An 18,543-nucleotide genomic window follows, 5' to 3' on the forward strand; every position below is an offset into this window, starting at 1 on the left:
GCTCCCGCCCATGTGCTGAGAGTTTACTCTTTCGTCGGCAGGTCAAAGGCAATGACGTCATCAGCAACGTCAGGCGAATGACTGGCCCCGCCCACTGAAATCACGACATATTCCTTGCCGGTTTTGGGCGACTTATAAACCAGCGGCGCTGCAACCGCACCAGCGGGCAGAGGTGCTTTCCACAGTTCCTTGCCGCTCATGCTATCCAGTGCGCGCAGGTAGTAGTCCTGTGTGCCAGCAAAGAACAGCAGTCCGGATGCTGTGGTGGTCGGGCCACCCAGAGTGGGCATTCCCATAGGCATAGGCAGATGGCTTTTGATCCCCATCGGGCCAAGCTGCTCGGCCGTGCCCATAGGTACCTGCCACAACAGCTTTTTGGTACGCAGGTCAATCGCGCTCATGGTGCCAAAAGGCGGAGTGTTACAGGGCACCTGCAACGGAGATTGCAGGATGTCGATCCGCACGCCGGAATAAGGACCAGCGATCTGGGGGCGGAGTGTGCCCATGAAGCCGGGCACTTCGTCGGTCGAGATCTTGTAATGTTTGGCGTCTTCATGGTTCACCAGCATCATACGCAGGGGCATGCGCATGTCGTTGACGAACATGATGTCATTTGCCTCATCAATCGAAATGCCGCCCCAGTTCATACCCCCCAGCAGGCTGGGCCACTCGATGTAGGGCTTCTCGCCGGGAGGCGTATAGGGGCCTTCATAAACCGAGTTTTTGAACATGATACGGCAGTAGAGCTGGTCAAAGGTGCTGACACCCCACATAGCCTGTTCGGAAAGCGGGTCTGCGCCGATGGTGGGCATACCGACAGAGAACGGCTGCGTGGGCGACAGTTGCTCACCCTGTGCGGCTGGGGTGGTCGGGACAGGGCGTTCTTCAACAGCGGTTACAAACTCACCATTACGACGGTCGATAACGAAAATATGCCCGGTTTTGGTGGTCTGGATCAGCGAGGGAACCTTCTCGCCTTTCTCATTGGTCACATCGTACATAACCGGCTGAGAAGGCAGGTCAAAATCCCACACATCATGGTGTGTTAACTGACGCACCCATTTGGTCTTGCCTGTGGTGGCGTCAACCGCAACGAGAGCTGCTCCGAACTTGTTTTTTACCGCATCACGATCCCCACCCCAGTAATCGGGAGGGCCGTTGCCTGTGGGCAGATAGACCTGATTGAGCGCTTTGTCGTAAGTCGGAATGGCCCAGACATTCGGGGTTTCAAGTGTAAACGGCGTATTTGCATCCGGCGGGACAGGATTGTCGGGGTTACCAACATCCCATGCCCATGCCAGATCCCCTGTGCGAACATCATAAGCCCGCACCGCGCCCGAGGGTTCACCATGCACGATGTCACGCACCCAGCCGCCAATAACTGCCAGATGTCCCATGATGACAGGCACCGCAGTCGGATGATAGCGCTTGCCATTTTCCGTTGGGCCCATGTTGGGCTTCAGATCAACATAGCCGTTATTGCCAAAACCCTGGCAAAGGTTGCCCGTATGGGCATCTACAGTAAACAGGCGGGCATCAACGGTTGAAACCACAATGCGTTGTGCGCAGGGCTGGTTGGTTGCGGCCTGCCGGTCTTCAATGCTCAGGCTGTCATCGGCACTGATATCGTAATAACCGACCCCACGGCATGATACATGCTCCTGAGCATGGGCATGGGGGTCAAAGCGCCAGAGTTCCTTGCCGTTATCGGCATCAACTGCGGCAACGACATTTTCCGGGGTGCAGGTATAGAGCGTTGTGCCAACCTGCATGGGGGTGTTTTCGTCAACACCAGCCCCCGGCCCTTTGGTGCGACGGCCGGTATGGTACACCCATGCAACCTTCAGGTCCGTGACATTCTGAGGCGTGATCTGGGTATAGGGAACGTAGCGGGTTCCATTGGCATTGCGGCCGTAAAACTGCCAGTCATCAGGTTGGGTCGGAACAGTAGAGGCTACACGTGCCTTGCCAAAGCCCTCGCCGTACAGACCGCCATGAGGCGAGAACATTGCAACCAGCGTTACAACAACGCCCGCAAGAACCGTAATCCCCCCACCTGCACTGAACCGCCGTGTGGTCACAGACGTGTCAGGCTGTATTGCGGCTGTCAGCAGACTGAGCATGAACAGAACTGCGGGAACCATAAGGCGTGGCAGCAACGGCCAGAAAGCCAGAGCCGGCGTGTCATACAAAGCCCAGAGCACTGTGGCGACAAAGATCGCCACAGAAAGGATCAGCGCCCATGAGGTTTTCTGGCGGAGCAGAAAAAGCCCACCCAACGCCGCATAAGCGATGCCAGCGATCAAGTAATAAAGTGAACCGCCCAGTGTCACCAGCCGGAAGCCGCCATAGAGAAGGGCAATGCCAACGGCCAAACTGATTAAGGCGAAAGCGATCCGGCACCCGCTGGTAATCCAAGATCGCTGTGGTGTTGTGATGTTCATTCCTGTCGTTCCACAATGTAGGAGCGCGTGCTCCGGGCAGTATCAATGCCATCGGTGAAAAGGGGATGATGGCAAGGGGTATTCTGGTGCCGTTATAACAATAGGATTGTCATGATGTATATGCACGATGCCGACAGCACGTGTTGACCAATCATGGCTCGTTCTCAGATTGGGTGCTCTCGTCGGTTGGTGCCTTTGGTGCGTAGGAAAAAGGGCATAGGGTCAGGGAGCTGATAGCGGTTTTGTGCGCGGCAGACAAAAGGTTATCAATTTTCAGCATCATGAAGTCTGTAAGTGTGCGCCCCTGAACGGGCCGCGGGTGCAAAAGTGGCATGAGACCACCATATGAAACAGGCGTGGATACAGGCTGGCGAGCGGGCCGGATCGGTTGGTATGTGTTAGCCCAAGAGAGGGTGAAGGATCGTTAGGCTTTATAGCGCTTGATTGACGGATCTCTGATTCCCAGCAGTTCGCCCAAGCGCACGAGATCGGCAAAAGAGCGTGTTTTCATTTTTTTCATAACACTGGCGCGGTGTATTTTAATGGAGACAATGCTCAGACCGAGATGATCGGCTATCTGTTTGTTCAGCAGGCCAGCAATGGCGAGCCCCATAACCTCGCGCTCTCTGACCGAAAGAGAGGAGAAGTTTCTTTTTGCTTCGCAGGCAACCTGTTCCTGCATTTTGTTATGCTGCCAGAGATTAAGGCCCTCGGTTATGGCGTGTAGTAGAATTTCATCAGAGAAAGGTTTGGCAAGGAAATCTATGGCTCCTGCCTTCATGCCGCGGACCGCCATAGGCATAGTGCCGTGGCCTGTCATCATGATAACCGGGATTCCAAGCTGGGCGTTGTTGATTTCGTCCTGAATGTCCAGCCCATTGACAGTCCCGAGCTTGACGTCGAGCAGTAAGCAGCACGGCCCCTGCGGCACACCGGTTTTAAGAAACTGAAGCGGATCAGAAAAGGCAGAAACTGAAAAGCCTTCAGCCCGCAGCAGACTGTCGAGTGCATTCCTTATCCCGGCATCATCATCAACAATTATGATATGGCCCGGATTGTTTGTAGTCCCTGTCATGGAGTGGGTTCTGCAAGGGGGAGTGTTACTGTAACCATTGCGCCGGAGGGGGGCGTGTTTTCAGCCCGTATAGTGCCTCCATGCGCCTCCACAATAGTTTGGCAAATGGAAAGACCCATGCCCATTCCAGATTTTTTAGTTGTGCGGAACGGCTCGAAATAGCTATCGGTTGGCGCGTTTTGAAAGCCTGAGCCGTTATCCTTGATCTGTATTTGAACAAAAGCGCCTTTTTCAGAAATAACCTGTGCGGACACACTTATTACTGGAGCGGGAATATGGGCCTGCGTGACAGCCTCACTGGCGTTCATCAGTAGATTGATGATTAATTGCTGTATTTCCGTTTTGTTTCCGTGGATGAACGGCAATTTACCACCGGATATTTTGTGTATTTCAATAGTGTTCGACATATCGGTATTTTTCAGAAGAGTAATTGTTTCCTGAATGACTTTTCTTAAATCAAGGATCGTCCTGCGTTCAACCTGTTCCCCGCGTGTCATGTCCTGAACATTGCGGATAATAGCTGCGGCACGTCTGGTATTGGCATCGATCTGATCCAGACAATACAGGGCTTCTTTCAGATCGGGAGCAGGGCGATGCAACCACCGGGTGCCAGATTGGGCAAAGGTTGCAATAGCTGAAAGCGGCTGGTTTACCTCGTGAGCTATGGCAATGCCGATTTGTCCCAGCGTTTTTATACGATCCGCATGGGCCAGTATTCTGGCCTGCCTTTCCAGTGTATCACGCGCCCGTTTATCGCGTTCAGCAATAATGGTGACGATGAGTGTGGCTGTGATACTCAATGCAAGGCGGGCCACCCCGGTGTTAAAAAGAGCGCCGTCATGTACAATAAAAAATGCGATGCATTCAAGAACGAGGCAACCGATCGCTACGATCCGGAGTGTCTTGATACTACACCGACCGGCAATCAGCACGATAACCAGTGTGTAAAGGACGCCGAAGGCATCATGGGCGGGGGTGAGTGTAATCAGGAATACCAGAACGGCTATTCCGGCAGCGGAAAGCCATGTCCAGTAATGCATAAAAAAACTCCCGATCATAAGCTATAGGAAATACTTTATCCGTATAAGAAGAATGTTCTTTGTAACCCTGAGCATATTTAACTGTCGCGAAAAACAATTCTTCTATCATGCTGGTATATTTTTGTGGAACCTATACCAAAGTATATACATAAAAACCATTCTATGCAATTGTGACTAAATCGCATTTGTGTTTTCTGTGATCAAAATTCCGGTCATGAAAGCACTGAAATGTCACGCCTGCTCACCCCACGTAGAGTTTGCTCAACCCCGCTTGTTGCGAGTGTGGCCCTTTTGTATTCGGGGCTCCCGATTGAAAATGTGGAAGCCGCGACAACAGGCGACAAGCCCGCCAAAGCTCCACAGCATGCTGCTCTGTCAGATAAAGTAAACGGATCTACCCCGCCAAAAAATGCTGGAGAAGCCGTTACTGCGCATGACACAGCGGCTCACCCGCTGAATGGGCCCCTTGCGGGAGAGGTGCATGGGGTTCCCCCGGCTGAAGAACATATTACGGTTGTCGGCAGCCGTATGAACATTCTGCATGAGGATATTGGCCTGAGCCGCATGCCAACCGATGTCATGCACACACCGCAGGCAGTCAATGTCGTGCCACGTGCCCTGATGGAGCAGCAGAATGTCAAATCTCTTGATGAAGCGCTACGCAATGTTCCTGGCATTACGGCCTCAGTTGGGGAAGGTGAAGGCGGTATGTCAGGCGATCAGTTTCTGATCCGTGGATTTCAGGCGCAGAATGATATTTATGAAAATGGTCTGAGAGATTTTGGCGTTTATACGCGTGATAGCTTCTATTACGACCATGTGTCCGTCATCAAAGGTCCGTCCTCTGAAGTGTTCGGGAATGGTACAACCGGCGGGGCCATTAATATCGTTACCAAGGCTCCTCATGCCGGTAATTCTTATCAGGGTAGTTTTTCTGGTGGGTCCGGCTCTTATTATCGTGGCACGCTGGATATTAACCAGCAGATTACAGACAGCATTGCGGTACGTCTTTCTGCAATGGGGAATGAAAATAACGTAGTCGGGCGGGATTACGTTTATTCTCACCGATGGGGTATTGCACCCTCCATCACGTTTGGCCTGAACAAGAAAATTTCTTATACCATAGATTATTTTCATCAGAATGATAATCGCATCCCAGATTATGGTGTCTGGGTTGTCCAGAAGCCGGGCACGACTATTTCCAAGCCTATTACCGAGTACGGTATCAACCGTAACAACTGGTATGGCACTTCGTTTGATCAGGATGATATCAGCACGGATATGTTGAGCGGACGCCTGACAGCCAAGGTTGCCCCGTGGCTCAGTCTTTATAACGACACCAAGGGTGGTATTTATCATCGTTACTATTCGGCATCACAACCTAACTGTAATAGCGTAAAAATAGATCCGAGCCACCCTAAGGGTGGGTGCGTTCAACAATATTTCGGAGGCAACCAGAGTGAAGCCTCCATTATCAGAAACGGTAATCTGGGTGGCCCTAACCCCTACAATCAGAGCGACTGGTCTATCCAGAACGTATTTTCCGGGGTTGCACATTTCAACACCGGCAGATTCCGTCACGAGGTTATTGGGGGTTTTGACATCGAACATGTCGAGGATCACAGACAGAATTACCCGTATAACAAAACCCGTCCGGGTACGAACCTGATTAATCCATCCATGGATGTTCCGGGCCTCCAGCGCGTAAACTGCGCGGATAATCCAAGCGGTCTGGCCTCGATCCCTAATGGTGTGGGTAAGAAATGTTATAAGGACGGGAGTGCTACGGATATTGGCGTTTTCCTGTCAGATCAGATCTGGCTTACAAAGTGGTTTGCCATCAAGGGTGGTTTTCGTCTTGATCAGTGGTATAGTTCGTATTCGGCCACAGGTGGCGTCAGCACAACGCCAGATACGCATTTTAACCAGAACGAAACAACGGTTAATCCGACAGTCAATCTTATGTATACACCAAACGATAATCTAATGGTGTATTTTAACTGGTCTGAATCGACAACACCAACAAGTCTTTATGTAACTAACAGCAACGCTCCCTTTACTACCAGTTCGGGCTATGCTCCTGAACGCAGTAGACTGTACGAAGTCGGGGCAAAATATAATGCTTTCAACGGCCGAATGGGTTTTACAGCCGCACTGTTCCGACTGGAAAAAAACAACTCGACCATTACAGATCCGACCACGGGTGATGTTTCTGCTTCATCAGACAGGCAGCGCAATCAGGGGTTGGAGCTGAGTGCTTCTGGCAATATCACATCTGACTGGAGCATTATCGGCACTTATGCGTTTTATGATAGCCGGGTCACAGGCTCTGAAACAGCGGCTGATGTTGGAAAGCGTATTCAGTATGTGCCTAACAACTCCGGCACATTGTGGAGCAGCTATAATATTGCGCCCAAAACATTGTATAATCTGACAGTCGGTGGCGGGATCACATGGCGGCAGGGGGTATGGCTGGATGCTGGCAATACCGCGCGTGTGCCCGCGACGGTTGATTTTGATGCACTGATTTCGCACAATTTTGGCAAGCATTGGCGTGTTGCGATGAACGGTTATAATCTGGCCAACCGGCTCAATTATAGCAACCTGTTCCAGAACCGCGTCACCCCCGCGATTGGCCGCTCGTTCTTGTTCAACCTGTCCGCTAGTTATTAAACTGATACTCGGCGTAAGCGTAACGCCCCCTATTCCCGATAACGCTTGGGGATAGGGGGCTGTGCTTTTACTGCTTGGGATAGTTTTTGCGGAAGAGTACCCATTCTTCTTCCGTGGTACCGTCAGGCAGGGTGCAATAGCCAACCTGTCCTTTGTCTGTGTCCTTGATGGTCAGTGTCCCGCCGTGTTTGACGCAGTATAAGGATGCCGGGTTAGGCATATTCAGCGGCCGGATTTGTCGGATTTGTGGTTCCTCATGGTGTTCACAGCCAGCCATGCCCAAAAGAGCCAGCATCAGACCCGGAACCAGTGCAGTGCGTTTCATGGCATGATCTCCATCATGTTTTGTGCGTCAGCATCCTTTAATGGGCAGAGCATACGCGATGCCGGGTTGTCAGACCATGCTCTTTTGCGGTGCCGAGTATCACGCTACGGCGCGTAGTCTGGCACACAGAGAGCCGATGCTTTCACCCGGAATTTCGCCATATCCGTGGGACAACAGGCAATGCAGTTCAGACAGACCGGAGGCTGAACGGATATCTGTGACAGCATAATTTCCCAAGAAACAGATTTCCGCTCTTTCGGCCCGTGTAATCAAATCCGCAACTGGCTCATGTGTGCTGGCATGCACCCGCTCAGGTAGGGGGCAAATAGCCCTGCATGCAGCGGGTTGCGTCCTTGGGTATCCTGCCTGGAGAGGTTCTGAACTGTGGTTACGGTTCCGCTCAAACCGGGGCTTTTACGCAATAGGGAAGCTTCGGTGCGTTTTTTATACAATCGTTTTTATTGGCCGAGCAACAGGCCCGAAACCACAACCAAAGCCATCCGGGTCTGGTGCTTCGGATAAAACCTGTCTGGTTATCGGTGTGGTTGTGGAGTATGCCCGATTTATGGGTATGCGTCTGAACAGTCCGGTACAGCTTGTGGTCTTCTGGCCACTGGTTCTGCTTGCGCTGATTCTACGCCTTACATTCGGGGGGATGGCGGCGCCATCCTCCATGCTGGTGGATCAGATCGGGGATCTGGCAAAGCTGGCCATTTTTTGTGATGACAGCACAGCCACCCCGGCTCAGGACGGGCATCATCACGGAGCGGCCTCACTGGATGACAGTCTTTTACTGTCTGATGCTCTTGAGCTTTTTCTGCCGGTTATGGGCCATGGCCCCGTTATTGGACGACTGTTGTGCGATATAGCGCAACGGGTCTGGGTTTTTGCTCCCATCCGTGGGCCACCACGGCCTGAGCGTACGGCCCTTTGCCCACAAGGGCCACCTTGTTGAACTGACCTTATGCCGCCTGCCTATGTGTAAAAACGCATGGGTTTTTTGCGTTGTTTGTTCAGGTTCAGCAATATGCCCTATCCTTATGATACCGCCCGTCGCGTTTCTGGCCTGGCGGTTGGCCTGTTTATGGTTTCCATCGCTCTTGTTCGTGAAGCCAGCGCGAAGGAGCCCCAGTCTTTTTCCAAAACAGCTCATGCTGTCATCAAGGCGGACAAAACCGAAGAGATTACGGTCGCAGGCACCAGCCATGCTCCAGCCCCCATGAGGCCCGCAGGGCAAACGACTTTCAGCTCTGGTCGGGATAATTATGCCAATCAGGTTGCCCAGAGCGTGGCCGATATGGTGGTGACTATTCCGGGTGCCAGCTTTACGCAGGGGAATGGCCCGCGCGATACGGTGGTTTCCATCCGTGGGTCGGGTGATCGTCAGTCTTACGGCCTCAAAAACCTACAGGTGCTGGAGGATGGATTTCCCATGACCCAGCCTGATGGCACAGCCAGAGCCGACCTGATTGATCCGCACGCCTATGAAGGTGTTGATGTATTCGAAGGTCCAGCGTCAACTGTATACGGTAATTACGCAATAAATGGAGCGATCAATTTTCGTACCCGCAAGGGAGCAGATATTCACGGTGTAGAACTAGGGTCTGATTTTGGCAGTTTCGGCCTATTCAATACCTATGCAACCGTGGGGTATGGCAACAGACATTACGACCTCATGGTTTTTGGTAGCGATGTATGGAGCAAGGGCTTTATTGCCAATAGCCGCTATAATACAGCGACCGAAAGCATGCGCCTACGTGTGAGCCTGACAGAAACTGACCGCCTTGTGCTGAAGGTAGTGAACAACCAGACGGACGCCTATCTGCCGGTTCGGCTGTCTCTCAACCAATATCAGGCTAACCCTTACCAGCAGAGCTGCTATCAGGCCACCAGTGCCGCTGCTGGCTGCGCCTCGGTTTTATTGCTACAAAATGGCCGTTACGGTACCAAAGAGGCCGTTAGCCCGGAAGCGGCGGGTCTGGGGCGCTTCGACCGTCGCACGATAGTCGGCTTACGCTGGGAGCACGATTTCAGTACCCGCACACTCTGGCGCAACCAGTTTACCTATGATCAGCGCCATGTGAACCAACCGACCTCTCCCACGTCTTTTGTTGGCCCCTATAATTCTTATGCCGTCAGCAGCGATGTCACAAACCATGTTCTGATCGGCCGCACACCGCTTGAGACTTTTGGTGGCATTAGTTTTGACTATCTCGATTACGGATATCAAACTTACAATATCATGCCCTATGGCGGTGCAAGCCGTGGGGCGATGAGTAGCGAATCATATGGGCATCAGTGGAATCTTGGCGCCCGCTTTCAGGAAGACTGGCATTTTGCGCCTAAATGGCATTTCGTAATCGGGCTGGGGGGAACGTATACAGATATAGGAGCCACAGAAACTCTCTATGGTTATTCCGCCACTTCGACGACCCGGCGGTATGTTACCGCCAACCGTTTCTTTTTCAATCTGGCTCCTGAAGGGGCGTTGATTTACACGCCGTCGAAAAACTGGACACTCCATACACGTGTTGGCACGGCGTATGGCACGCCTTCCTCTTCCAATCTGTTCATTACGCCGCAAGGAAATTACGGCAACAATACACAAATACAAAGCCAGAGCAGCGTGGGGGTTGATCTGGGTGCTGACTGGCGGCCGAGTGACACGTTGCGGGTTCAGGCTACCGGGTTTTACGAGTTTTATAACAACGAGCTTGTCAGCCAGTCAGCGGGGGTTAACGCTGTTGGCAGCTACACTTTCAACGCTCCGGCGTCTCAGCACCGTGGGGTGGTTCTGGGGGTGGACTGGCAACCACTCCCCCGCATGATACCGGGCGGCCGGATCAAGCTGAGCTATACCTACGATAATCAGGTGTATACCAATTATACCGAGGTGCTTTCCAACAGCACGCTTTCACGGGCTTTCGACCGTGCAGGCAATGCTATTCCGGGGGTTATTCCGAATTTCCTCAATGCCCGTTTTCTGTACGATCAGCCAGATGGGCCAGCCGAAGGGCTGGGAGGGTATGCCGAAGTTATATGGCGTGATTCCTACTGGCTGGATAATGCCAACCAGTTGAAAGCGCCAGGCTATGCGCTGCTGAATCTGGAGGTGCATTACAACCCACCAGCACGCATGGGTTGGGCGCATCGGCTACACTGGTATTGCGAGGTGCAGAATGTGGCAGATCAGGTGTATGTCGCAGGGGCCACAAATATCAACGATACCCTGTTGGGCAACGGACAACAGGCAGGTGCAGCGGCACTCATGAGCAGCACCGGGTCTATTTATGCAGGGTCTCTACGGGCTTATTTTGGGGGTGTAAGGCTCAGCCTGTAAGCGAGATGGGGATAGTCGGTAAAGGGTCAGTTTTTTCGCAGAACACGCGCCAGATCCACCGCCATTTGTTCAGCACTGTCATCAATCGGAATCATCCCGGCAAGATGGTTCCGGCCATCCATGACATACAGGATGGATGTGTGGTCGATCAGGTAATCAGAATCTTGCCTGTCACGGCGATGTGTTGTGACGTGAAAGGTCTCAAGCACAGGCTTGAGTTGTTCCGCCGAACCACTCAAGCCGATAATGCGCGGAGAGAACCGGGCAAGATAAGTGCGCATGACGGCAGGGGTATCACGTTGCGGATCGACTGAAATAAAAATCGGAACAACCTTGCGCCCTTCTGGCCCAAGGCGCTCCAGAGCGGTTGAAATCGTATCAAGTGTGAGAGGGCATACATCTATGCAATGCGTATAGCCAAAGTAAAGTGCTGTATAATGTCCCTGAAAATCGTCCTGTGTGACCTTATGCCCCTGTGTATCAAACAGCATATAGGCACCACCAATACTCTGTGTGGGCTTGCTCAGCAGCATACGAAAACCAGCCGCACCTGCCAGCAGAAAGACTGTAACCAGGGCAAGAACCGCGAGTGTTTTTCTGTCGCGCCTTATGCCTTCCCGGATAGGAGCGGATTTCTTTCTTTTGTGCGGAAAGGATTTCATGGCGCGATCATACAGGAGATTTTGCGGCCTGTAGAGGCTGAAGCTTAAGCTCCCAAGAACCGCTCAAGCTGTGCGGCTATCTGAAACAGGGCGCTATCCTGCCCGTGATGTCCCATGACCATTAGCCCGACAGGCGCATCACCCGGTTGATGGCAGGGCAGGCTGATGGCGCAGAGATCCAGAAAATTGGCAATGGCTGTATTGCGTAGAAGCAGAAGGTTGGTTGCGACATAATGTGCGTTATCGTCCATATCGCTTATTTTGGGCGCGATAATGGGCACAGTTGGCAGAATGACGGCATCATAATGTTCCATAATATCTGATGCCTGCCGGATCAGCCGAGTGCGGGTCTGATGCAAGGTAATATAGTCTACCGCACTTTGTTCCTGCCCCCGCAGGATACGCTGTAGCACGAACGGATCATACGCCAGACGATGCTCTGCGAGCAAAGGTGTGTGCCATGCGAGTGCCTCCGCCGCAGGAAAGCCTCCTTTGGCGTTGGCGGCAGGAATATCGAGCAAAGGGGGGCAGGAAAAGGTTTCGAGGATAACGCCTCTGGCGGAAAGACGGCTCAGACAATGCTCCCATGTCTGAGCAACGGTTGGCTCCATGCCGTCCATTACCACAGTATTCAGTATGCCTAGGCGCAGTAACCGGCCATTTCGTCCGTCTGGTGCGTCCTGTAGGCGCAGGTTCCCCGTTGCCATCAGGCTGTCAGCGGCCCAGCAGCACTGCACCGTGCGACCAAGGCTGCCAACTGAATCCAGTGTGTAAGATAATGGCACCGTACCCTGGGTGGAAATACGTCGTGCGGTTGGTTTGAAACCGACAAGACCGGTCAGGGCCGCCGGGATCCGGCATGACCCGCCAGTATCGCTGCCAATCCCGACACAGGCCATGCCATCGGAAACTGAAATGGCGGCACCAGAGGAAGACCCGCCGGGAATGCGCCGCTCAGCCCTGTGCCACGGATTGGCCGGGGTGCCGAAATGTGGGTTAATACCAACCCCGGAAAACGCAAATTCCGTCATTGTGGTGCGGCCCATACTGATCATGCCCGCCTGCTTCAGGCTGCGTATGGCGGGGGCATCCGTGCTGGCGGGAGCAGCCTTGTCCAATACCCGAGAGCCTGCACGGCTGACAGAGCCTGCTTCATCAAACAGATCCTTGATAGAAAGCGGCAGCCCGGCTGCAATGGAGGGCGCACGCCCCTGCTGGCGGAGTGTGTCTATTATATTAGCCTGCTGGCGGGCTTTATCCGCATGCACGGCCATGAAAACACGTGATCCTTCGCCGTTTACATCGTGGATACGCTCAAGGGCCTGTTCCACCAGTTCACGGGCCGTGGTGCGACCATCCGCCAGAGCCAGAGCCGCATCAAGCAGGGAAGGGAAGGGAGAAGGCGTCATGAGGCGGATCCTGATCGTGGCGATGGTTCTTTAATAACTGATGCCGAATGTATCACGAACCACGAGAAGACAAAGACTGCCACGGTATAGGCAGGCTGTCTGATCGACTGTGCTCTGATGTTATCAGATTGTGCCCGGCTGTCATTAGCTCAGGCGGCGACCGGTCATAACATAACCAATCAGCCTACCCGCGGGGAATGTCTGACGCATGGTGGGGAGAGACGGTGCACCTACTGGGGCACCGGGCCATATGGGCGGGGCTTTGTGGGTATATTGTTACGAAATGGCAATTAGTGACTATCGGAGCAGGTCATCACGGTCATGGAAAGGGAAAGACTTTGACAAAAGAAAACGGAACAGTCCCGCTTTCGGATAACGGGCCATCGGGGTTAAAGGGAAATCTCGGCGTTGCGTCCATTGTCATGATGGTGGTGGCGGCCGCAGCCCCACTGACCGTCATGGCCGCCAATAGTCCGCTTATTATTGCGATGGGCAATGGCATTGCAGCTCCATTGGATGCAGCGATTGCAACGCTGATCATGTATTTGTTTACCGCCGGTTTTATTGTTATGTCGCGCTATGTGACCAATGCCGGAGCGTTTTACGCCTATATTCAGAAAGGGCTTGGCCGTCAGGTTGGGCTGGCTTCTGCTACGCTGGCAACGGCGTCATATACGTTCATTGTGTTGGCGCTGGAGGCCTATCTTGGCTACACGTTGGCCGAACTGCTGCACAATACATTATCCATTACAGTGCCTTGGTGGATCATGTCGTTTGTAGTCGTATTGGTTGCCGGTTTTCTGGGGTATCGGCATATTGAAATGAGTTCACGCTTTCTCGGTGTAGCCCTTGTACTTGAGGTGGGCGTTGTTTTGCTGGCCGATCTGGTGGTGCTGGTTACCAAAGGCACGGCATTGCTTGATCCCGCGCCATTTACACAACATGCAGCCCTGAGCGGGTCGCCCGGTCTGGGCCTGATGTTTGCCATTTACTGCTTTATCGGCTTTGAATCGACCGTCATTTTTCGGGATGAAGCACGCAATCCTGAAGTAACCATTCCGCGCGCAACTTATATCGCCGTGTTTGGTGTTGGACTGTTTTACGTTATTTCCATGTGGTGCGAAGTTGCGGGCATCGGGCTGGGCCAGACTGTCCAGATGGCCAATGAGCACACAGGCGATATGTACCTGATTTTCATCCATAGCTATATGGGAAAAGTCGCTGAGGATATTGTCAATGTCCTGCTGATTACCAGCCTGTTTGCCTGTATTCTGGCGTTCCATAATGTTGTTGTGCGGTATCAGTTTGTCATGGCGCGCTACAATGTGCTGCCGCCCCTGATTTCACGCGTGCATGACAAGCATGAATCTCCGCATATGTCGTCTTTGGTACAGACAGGCACTTCGCTGGTGGGGCTGATTGTGCTCGTCATTCTGGGTCTTGATCCTGTCACGCAAATCTATGCTTGGGCAGCAACGGCTGGCACGTTGGGTTATATGGTTATTCTGTCCATGACCTGCCTGTCCATTCTGGTATTCTTCAATGTGCGTCGTGGTGGAAAAGGGGGTGTGTGGCACACACTCATTGCACCGATCGGGGCGCTGTGCGGGTTGCTGCTCTGTTTAGGGGTCGCCATTGTCAATCTTCCGGCTCTTATCGGGGGAGATAATGCCTCGGTTGCCGCATGGGGAGTTGGGGTGCTGGTGCTTGTATCCTTTATTGTAGGATATGGCGCAGCAGGACGCCTGAAAATGAAAGACCCGGCCCGCTTTGAAGCTCTTAAAGAGCTGGCCTGAATTATTCAGACAAAAAACGCCTGCCAAGACAATTGGCAGGCGGCACTTCGTTGTCATAAATTTGTTGTTCAGGCGTACAGGCTCAGTCCGCTCTGATCACTGCTGTCAGTCTGATCGGTGGTTTGTGTTCCGCTAACACTCATGACGGAAATGATATTTCCACTAGAATCTTTTTCAATAATGACCGGTGTGCCATCAGCACTGGCGGAAGTAATCGTAACGGTTGAAGATGACGAAGACGAGCTGTTCGTGTCAGAACTGCTCGCGCTGTCAGTATCGGTTCCGCTGTTGCCCGATGTCAGGGTATCCAACAGGCTTTTGGTCAATGTCGCTGTGCTGAGAGATGAAGAAGAGGACATGGCGTTTTCTTTCCTGTTTCCAGACACGGCATTGCCCGTCAAAGGACGGATTTCTCCATGATTAGCATACAGACGCCCCGCCCGGCAATTGAACCCGTCTAGCCAAAGCGAAAGCCCGAAAGAGCCTTGCCCATGACAATATCGCTATAGGTACGGACACCCCGGTCATGACCTGCCGCACCAGCTGCGAACATGAGCGGGAGGAGGTGTTCCTCACGCGGGTGGCAGATGCGTGCTCCGGGCGCCTGCTCCCATGCCAGCAGGCGCTGATTGCGCTCTGCGGGCAGGGCTTCTGCTGTATTGCGCAGCCATGTATCAAACTGCACGGATGTCTCATCCGTTCGTGGGCTGCCACTCATGAAATGTCGGAGGTTATGGTAACTCATGCCTGTAGCGATAATCAGGATATTGTCCTGACGCAGCGGCTCCAGCGCCTGACCGACACGCATTTCCTGCGCAGCATCCAGTTTAGCACTCATGGAAAGCTCGATAACCGGAATATCAGCATCAGGAAATGCCAGTAGAAATGGAATGAAAACCCCGTGGTCCAAGCCGCGTGTGGCATCGCCCTCGCAGGCAATATCGTTCTGCCGGAGCAAAGCCTGCACATGAGCTGCTAGCGCGGGGGATCCGGGGGCGGGATATTTCAGAGCATAAGTATGCTCGGGAAAACCATAATAATCATAGATCAGGGGAGGGTGCGCGGCTGTTGTAACGGTTGGAACGGACGTCTCCCAATGGCCCGACATAACGACAATACCCGATGGTTTGCGGGGGAGGGTTATGGCAAGCCCTTGCAGATGGGCCGCCAGATTTTCCCATCCCGGCCAGTCCATGAAAAAGCACGGGCCACCACCATGGGGTAAAAAAAGCACAGGCTGGCGTGTGGGCGCTGCGGCCGACGTGGTTGTATGCACGGTCTCAACCTTTTTCTGGGTTATATGTCTTGCTATCTGGGCACTTTATATCATGGTGTTCGCGCTTTATTCTTGCTCATATGGATGGAATAATTTTCCACTCGAACCTCTTGAACGCCTTTTTTCCTGCTTGTCAGGTGATGCTGTTGGGGGTTTGTGATCAACCCTGTGTGAAAAATGGCCGGACAGGGCTACCCTGTGCATTAAGCGCGTTACGTATAAAGGGAAAATGTGCAATTTTCCTGATGCTGTTATATCAGGACCGGAGCCGTTTCAGTGGAAAACGCGGAACAGAGTAATTGGATTCATGACGCAAATCTGGCCGTGCGCGTGGTGGCCATGCGGCGTGATACCAATGCCGCAGGCGATGTATTTGGCGGTTGGGTTGCCTCGCACATGGATCTTGCGGCCAGCACGGCAGCGGAAGATCGGGCCGGATGTAAATGCGCGACTGTCGCGGTCGATGGTCTGGTTTTTCACCGGCCCATGGCCGTGGGTGATGAACTGAATGTTTATACGCGTATCCTGCGTGTGGGCCGTACGTCCATGACTATTGAGGTCGAAGCCATTCGCCGGGTACGCCGCACGGCTATCCGGCAGAAAGTGACGCAGGCACGTTTTACCTTTGTCGCTCTTGATCAGGATGGTCGTCCCTGTCTGGTTGATCGCTAAGCCGCTTTTTTCTTTCTGGACAACACACCACACAAAAGCACAGACAAAGGCTGCATGTGCCTGCGGCCTGTCGTTTCATGCGCGAAGACAGCCCGCAGGGTTTGCCGTATGAAACGCAAGGGGCAGGTGTGACAGATATGTGTAGTGCGCGGGCGGATATTATCGACGGAAAGGCTTTTGCAGCGGCTCTCAGGCAGAAAATTGCCACGCAGGTGGCGCGTCTGAAGGCCGAATACGACATCGTGCCGGGGCTGGCCGTAGTGCTGGTGGGAGAAGACCCGGCCTCTGCGGTGTATGTGCGCAACAAAGAGCGTATGACAGCAGAAGTGGGCATGAATGGGCACGCATTCAAACTGCAAGCAAGCGCTTCGGAAGCGGAACTGCTTGAACTGATAGAACAGTTGAATGCCGATGCGTCCATTCATGGTATTCTGGTGCAGTTACCCCTGCCTGCCCACATGGATGCCCGTAAGGTTATCAATACCATTACCCCCGCAAAAGACGTGGATGGTTTTCATGTGATCAATGCCGGTCTGCTTGCGACCGGGCAGGAGGCCATGGTGCCCTGCACACCCCTTGGATGCCTTATGCTGCTGAGAGATCGGCTTGGCAGTCTGGCAGGGTATAAGGCGTTGATTGTGGGGGCGTCCAATATTGTCGGCAAACCTATGGCGCAATTACTTCTGGCTGAAAAATGCACTGTCAGCATTGCGCATTCCAAAACCCGAGATCTGGAGGCGGAAGTGCGTCAGGCGGAAATTCTGGTTGTGGCGGCAGGCCGGGCAGAACTGATCCCTGGTGCGTGGATTAAGCCCGGAGCTGTGGTGATTGATGTCGGGATCAATCGTATAGAGCGGGATGGCAAGCCTGTTCTGGTGGGGGATGTTGCGTTTGAACAGGCTGTGCAGGTAGCCGGAGCCATTACGCCGGTGCCCGGCGGTGTTGGCCCCATGACCATTGCCTGCCTGCTGGCCAACGCTCTGACAGCCTGCTGCCGTGCAGTCGGCGCCTCTGAGCCTGCGGAACTTGTCGCCTGAAATAGAACAAATCTGCACTGGCTCGTGTGCGCGTTGCCCATTGGGTAACGCTGTGCCGGGCGTGCAGTGTAATGGGGTGAGACAGACATGATCTGTTTTGATTTTGATGGCGTTATTTCGGACTCCCTGCTCATGTGGGGCGGTGTGCTGCATAAAACGGCAGCCCGGTTCAGTATCGACCTGCCTGATGATATGCGGCCTTTCCAGCGCCTGCGTCCGCTGACTTTCGAAACATTGGGCAAGGCGCTCGGGGTCGATCCTGTAGCCTTCAGTAATGCTATGGCGGCAGAAGCCGCCAGCAATGCTGCTGTGCCCCCTCTGGTAAAGGGTATGCGGAGCGTTTTGGATACCCTGCTGGGGCAGGAACCTCTGGTTATTGTCAGTTCCAGCCGCCGGGCCGTGATCGAGCGGTTTCTGGTGGAACATGATCTGAGTCATGTCTTTAACGATGTGATCGGCAGCGATGTCTATCCCTCGAAGGTGGAAGTCCTGCGCGCACTCCTGCCAGCAGGGGCCAGAATTATGGTGGGGGACGCCGCCAGCGACATGGAAGCCGCCCGTGCCGTGGGTATCAGGGCCGTTGGCGTTTTGTGGGGCTGGCAGGATGCGGACATGCTGACAGATGCCCATGAACTGGTGAAAACCCCGGCTGCTTTGCTGGATGCTTTGGCCCCCGTTCAGGTTGGCTCCGCACATAGCCACTAAAAGCAACATATAGTGTGGTTTTGTTGTTGACTTGAGTGGGAAAAGCCGCACACTGAACATCTGATACGTAAGCACTGTCCGGGAATGCC

Annotated in this window: 15 protein-coding genes; 8 read left to right on the top strand and 7 right to left on the bottom strand. The window is 53.4% G+C overall.

The genetic code is table 11. From position 1 onward, the window contains the following. Nucleotides 1-23: 23 nt before the first annotated feature. The 3 genes from J2D75_RS07395 to J2D75_RS07405 form a co-directional block, all read right to left on the bottom strand. The gene (locus J2D75_RS07395) at nucleotides 24-2,444 is read right to left on the bottom strand and encodes a membrane-bound PQQ-dependent dehydrogenase, glucose/quinate/shikimate family (RefSeq protein WP_207854135.1); all 2,421 of its coding nucleotides are present in this window, start codon (nucleotides 2,442-2,444) and stop codon (nucleotides 24-26) included. 424 nt (nucleotides 2,445-2,868) lie between these two features. After that, the gene (locus J2D75_RS07400) at nucleotides 2,869-3,519 is read right to left on the bottom strand and encodes a response regulator transcription factor (protein ID WP_207854136.1); all 651 of its coding nucleotides are present in this window, start codon (nucleotides 3,517-3,519) and stop codon (nucleotides 2,869-2,871) included. Then, nucleotides 3,516-4,559, bottom strand: coding sequence for a sensor histidine kinase (locus J2D75_RS07405; protein ID WP_207854137.1), 1,044 nt, complete (start codon nucleotides 4,557-4,559; stop codon nucleotides 3,516-3,518). The genes J2D75_RS07400 and J2D75_RS07405 overlap by 4 nt, the downstream gene beginning before the upstream one ends. Nucleotides 4,560-4,787: 228 nt before the next feature. On the opposite strand from J2D75_RS07405, the gene J2D75_RS07410 reads away from it, so the two are divergent. Beyond that, nucleotides 4,788-7,232 carry a TonB-dependent receptor gene (locus J2D75_RS07410; RefSeq protein ID WP_207854138.1) on the top strand — a complete coding sequence of 815 codons (2,445 nt, stop codon included), beginning with the start codon at nucleotides 4,788-4,790 and terminating at the stop codon, nucleotides 7,230-7,232. 67 nt (nucleotides 7,233-7,299) lie between these two features. Here J2D75_RS07410 and J2D75_RS07415 read toward each other — a convergent pair whose 3' ends face one another. Continuing rightward, nucleotides 7,300-7,557 carry a putative hemolysin gene (locus J2D75_RS07415; protein WP_207854139.1) on the bottom strand — a complete coding sequence of 86 codons (258 nt, stop codon included), beginning with the start codon at nucleotides 7,555-7,557 and terminating at the stop codon, nucleotides 7,300-7,302. A 565-nt stretch (nucleotides 7,558-8,122) separates the two neighbouring features. Here J2D75_RS07415 and J2D75_RS07420 point away from each other — a divergent pair. Both J2D75_RS07420 and J2D75_RS07425 read left to right on the top strand, forming a co-directional pair. Further along, nucleotides 8,123-8,512 carry a hypothetical protein gene (locus tag J2D75_RS07420; RefSeq protein WP_207854140.1) on the top strand — a complete coding sequence of 130 codons (390 nt, stop codon included), beginning with the start codon at nucleotides 8,123-8,125 and terminating at the stop codon, nucleotides 8,510-8,512. A gap of 72 nt (nucleotides 8,513-8,584) precedes the next feature. After that, nucleotides 8,585-10,897, top strand: a complete 2,313-nt coding sequence (locus J2D75_RS07425) for a TonB-dependent receptor family protein (protein ID WP_408736748.1) — start codon at nucleotides 8,585-8,587, stop codon at nucleotides 10,895-10,897. 26 nt (nucleotides 10,898-10,923) lie between these two features. Here the strand turns inward: J2D75_RS07425 and J2D75_RS07430 are convergent, their stop codons facing one another. Beyond that, nucleotides 10,924-11,559 carry an SCO family protein gene (locus J2D75_RS07430; RefSeq protein WP_207854142.1) on the bottom strand — a complete coding sequence of 212 codons (636 nt, stop codon included), beginning with the start codon at nucleotides 11,557-11,559 and terminating at the stop codon, nucleotides 10,924-10,926. 44 nt (nucleotides 11,560-11,603) lie between these two features. Beyond that, nucleotides 11,604-12,968 carry an amidase gene (locus tag J2D75_RS07435; protein WP_207854143.1) on the bottom strand — a complete coding sequence of 455 codons (1,365 nt, stop codon included), beginning with the start codon at nucleotides 12,966-12,968 and terminating at the stop codon, nucleotides 11,604-11,606. A 338-nt stretch (nucleotides 12,969-13,306) separates the two neighbouring features. Here J2D75_RS07435 and J2D75_RS07440 point away from each other — a divergent pair, with 338 nt between their 5' ends. Then, nucleotides 13,307-14,764, top strand: a complete 1,458-nt coding sequence (locus J2D75_RS07440) for an APC family permease (protein ID WP_243428590.1) — start codon at nucleotides 13,307-13,309, stop codon at nucleotides 14,762-14,764. Nucleotides 14,765-14,944: 180 nt separating this feature from the next. Next, a complete protein-coding gene (locus J2D75_RS07445) occupies nucleotides 14,945-15,184 on the top strand; it encodes a hypothetical protein (RefSeq protein WP_207854144.1) in 240 nt (79 codons plus the stop codon). 37 nt (nucleotides 15,185-15,221) lie between these two features. On the opposite strand, the gene J2D75_RS07450 is transcribed toward J2D75_RS07445, so the two are convergent. Next, nucleotides 15,222-15,959, bottom strand: coding sequence for a DODA-type extradiol aromatic ring-opening family dioxygenase (locus tag J2D75_RS07450; protein WP_207854231.1), 738 nt, complete (start codon nucleotides 15,957-15,959; stop codon nucleotides 15,222-15,224). A gap of 420 nt (nucleotides 15,960-16,379) precedes the next feature. On the opposite strand from J2D75_RS07450, the gene J2D75_RS07455 reads away from it, so the two are divergent. From J2D75_RS07455 to J2D75_RS07465, 3 genes are all read left to right on the top strand, one after another. Next, complete coding sequence (locus J2D75_RS07455; RefSeq protein WP_207854232.1) at nucleotides 16,380-16,712, top strand: acyl-CoA thioesterase; 333 nt, start codon at nucleotides 16,380-16,382, stop codon at nucleotides 16,710-16,712. A 137-nt stretch (nucleotides 16,713-16,849) separates the two neighbouring features. Next, complete coding sequence (gene folD / locus J2D75_RS07460; protein WP_207854233.1) at nucleotides 16,850-17,749, top strand: bifunctional methylenetetrahydrofolate dehydrogenase/methenyltetrahydrofolate cyclohydrolase FolD; 900 nt, start codon at nucleotides 16,850-16,852, stop codon at nucleotides 17,747-17,749. A gap of 87 nt (nucleotides 17,750-17,836) precedes the next feature. Then, on the top strand, nucleotides 17,837-18,454 hold the full coding sequence (locus J2D75_RS07465) for an HAD family hydrolase (RefSeq protein ID WP_207854145.1): 618 nt from the start codon (nucleotides 17,837-17,839) through the stop codon (nucleotides 18,452-18,454). Nucleotides 18,455-18,543: the final 89 nt, after the last annotated feature.

The sequence above is a fragment of the Acetobacter suratthaniensis genome (assembly GCF_017377745.1).
Lineage (GTDB): Bacteria > Pseudomonadota > Alphaproteobacteria > Acetobacterales > Acetobacteraceae > Acetobacter > Acetobacter suratthaniensis.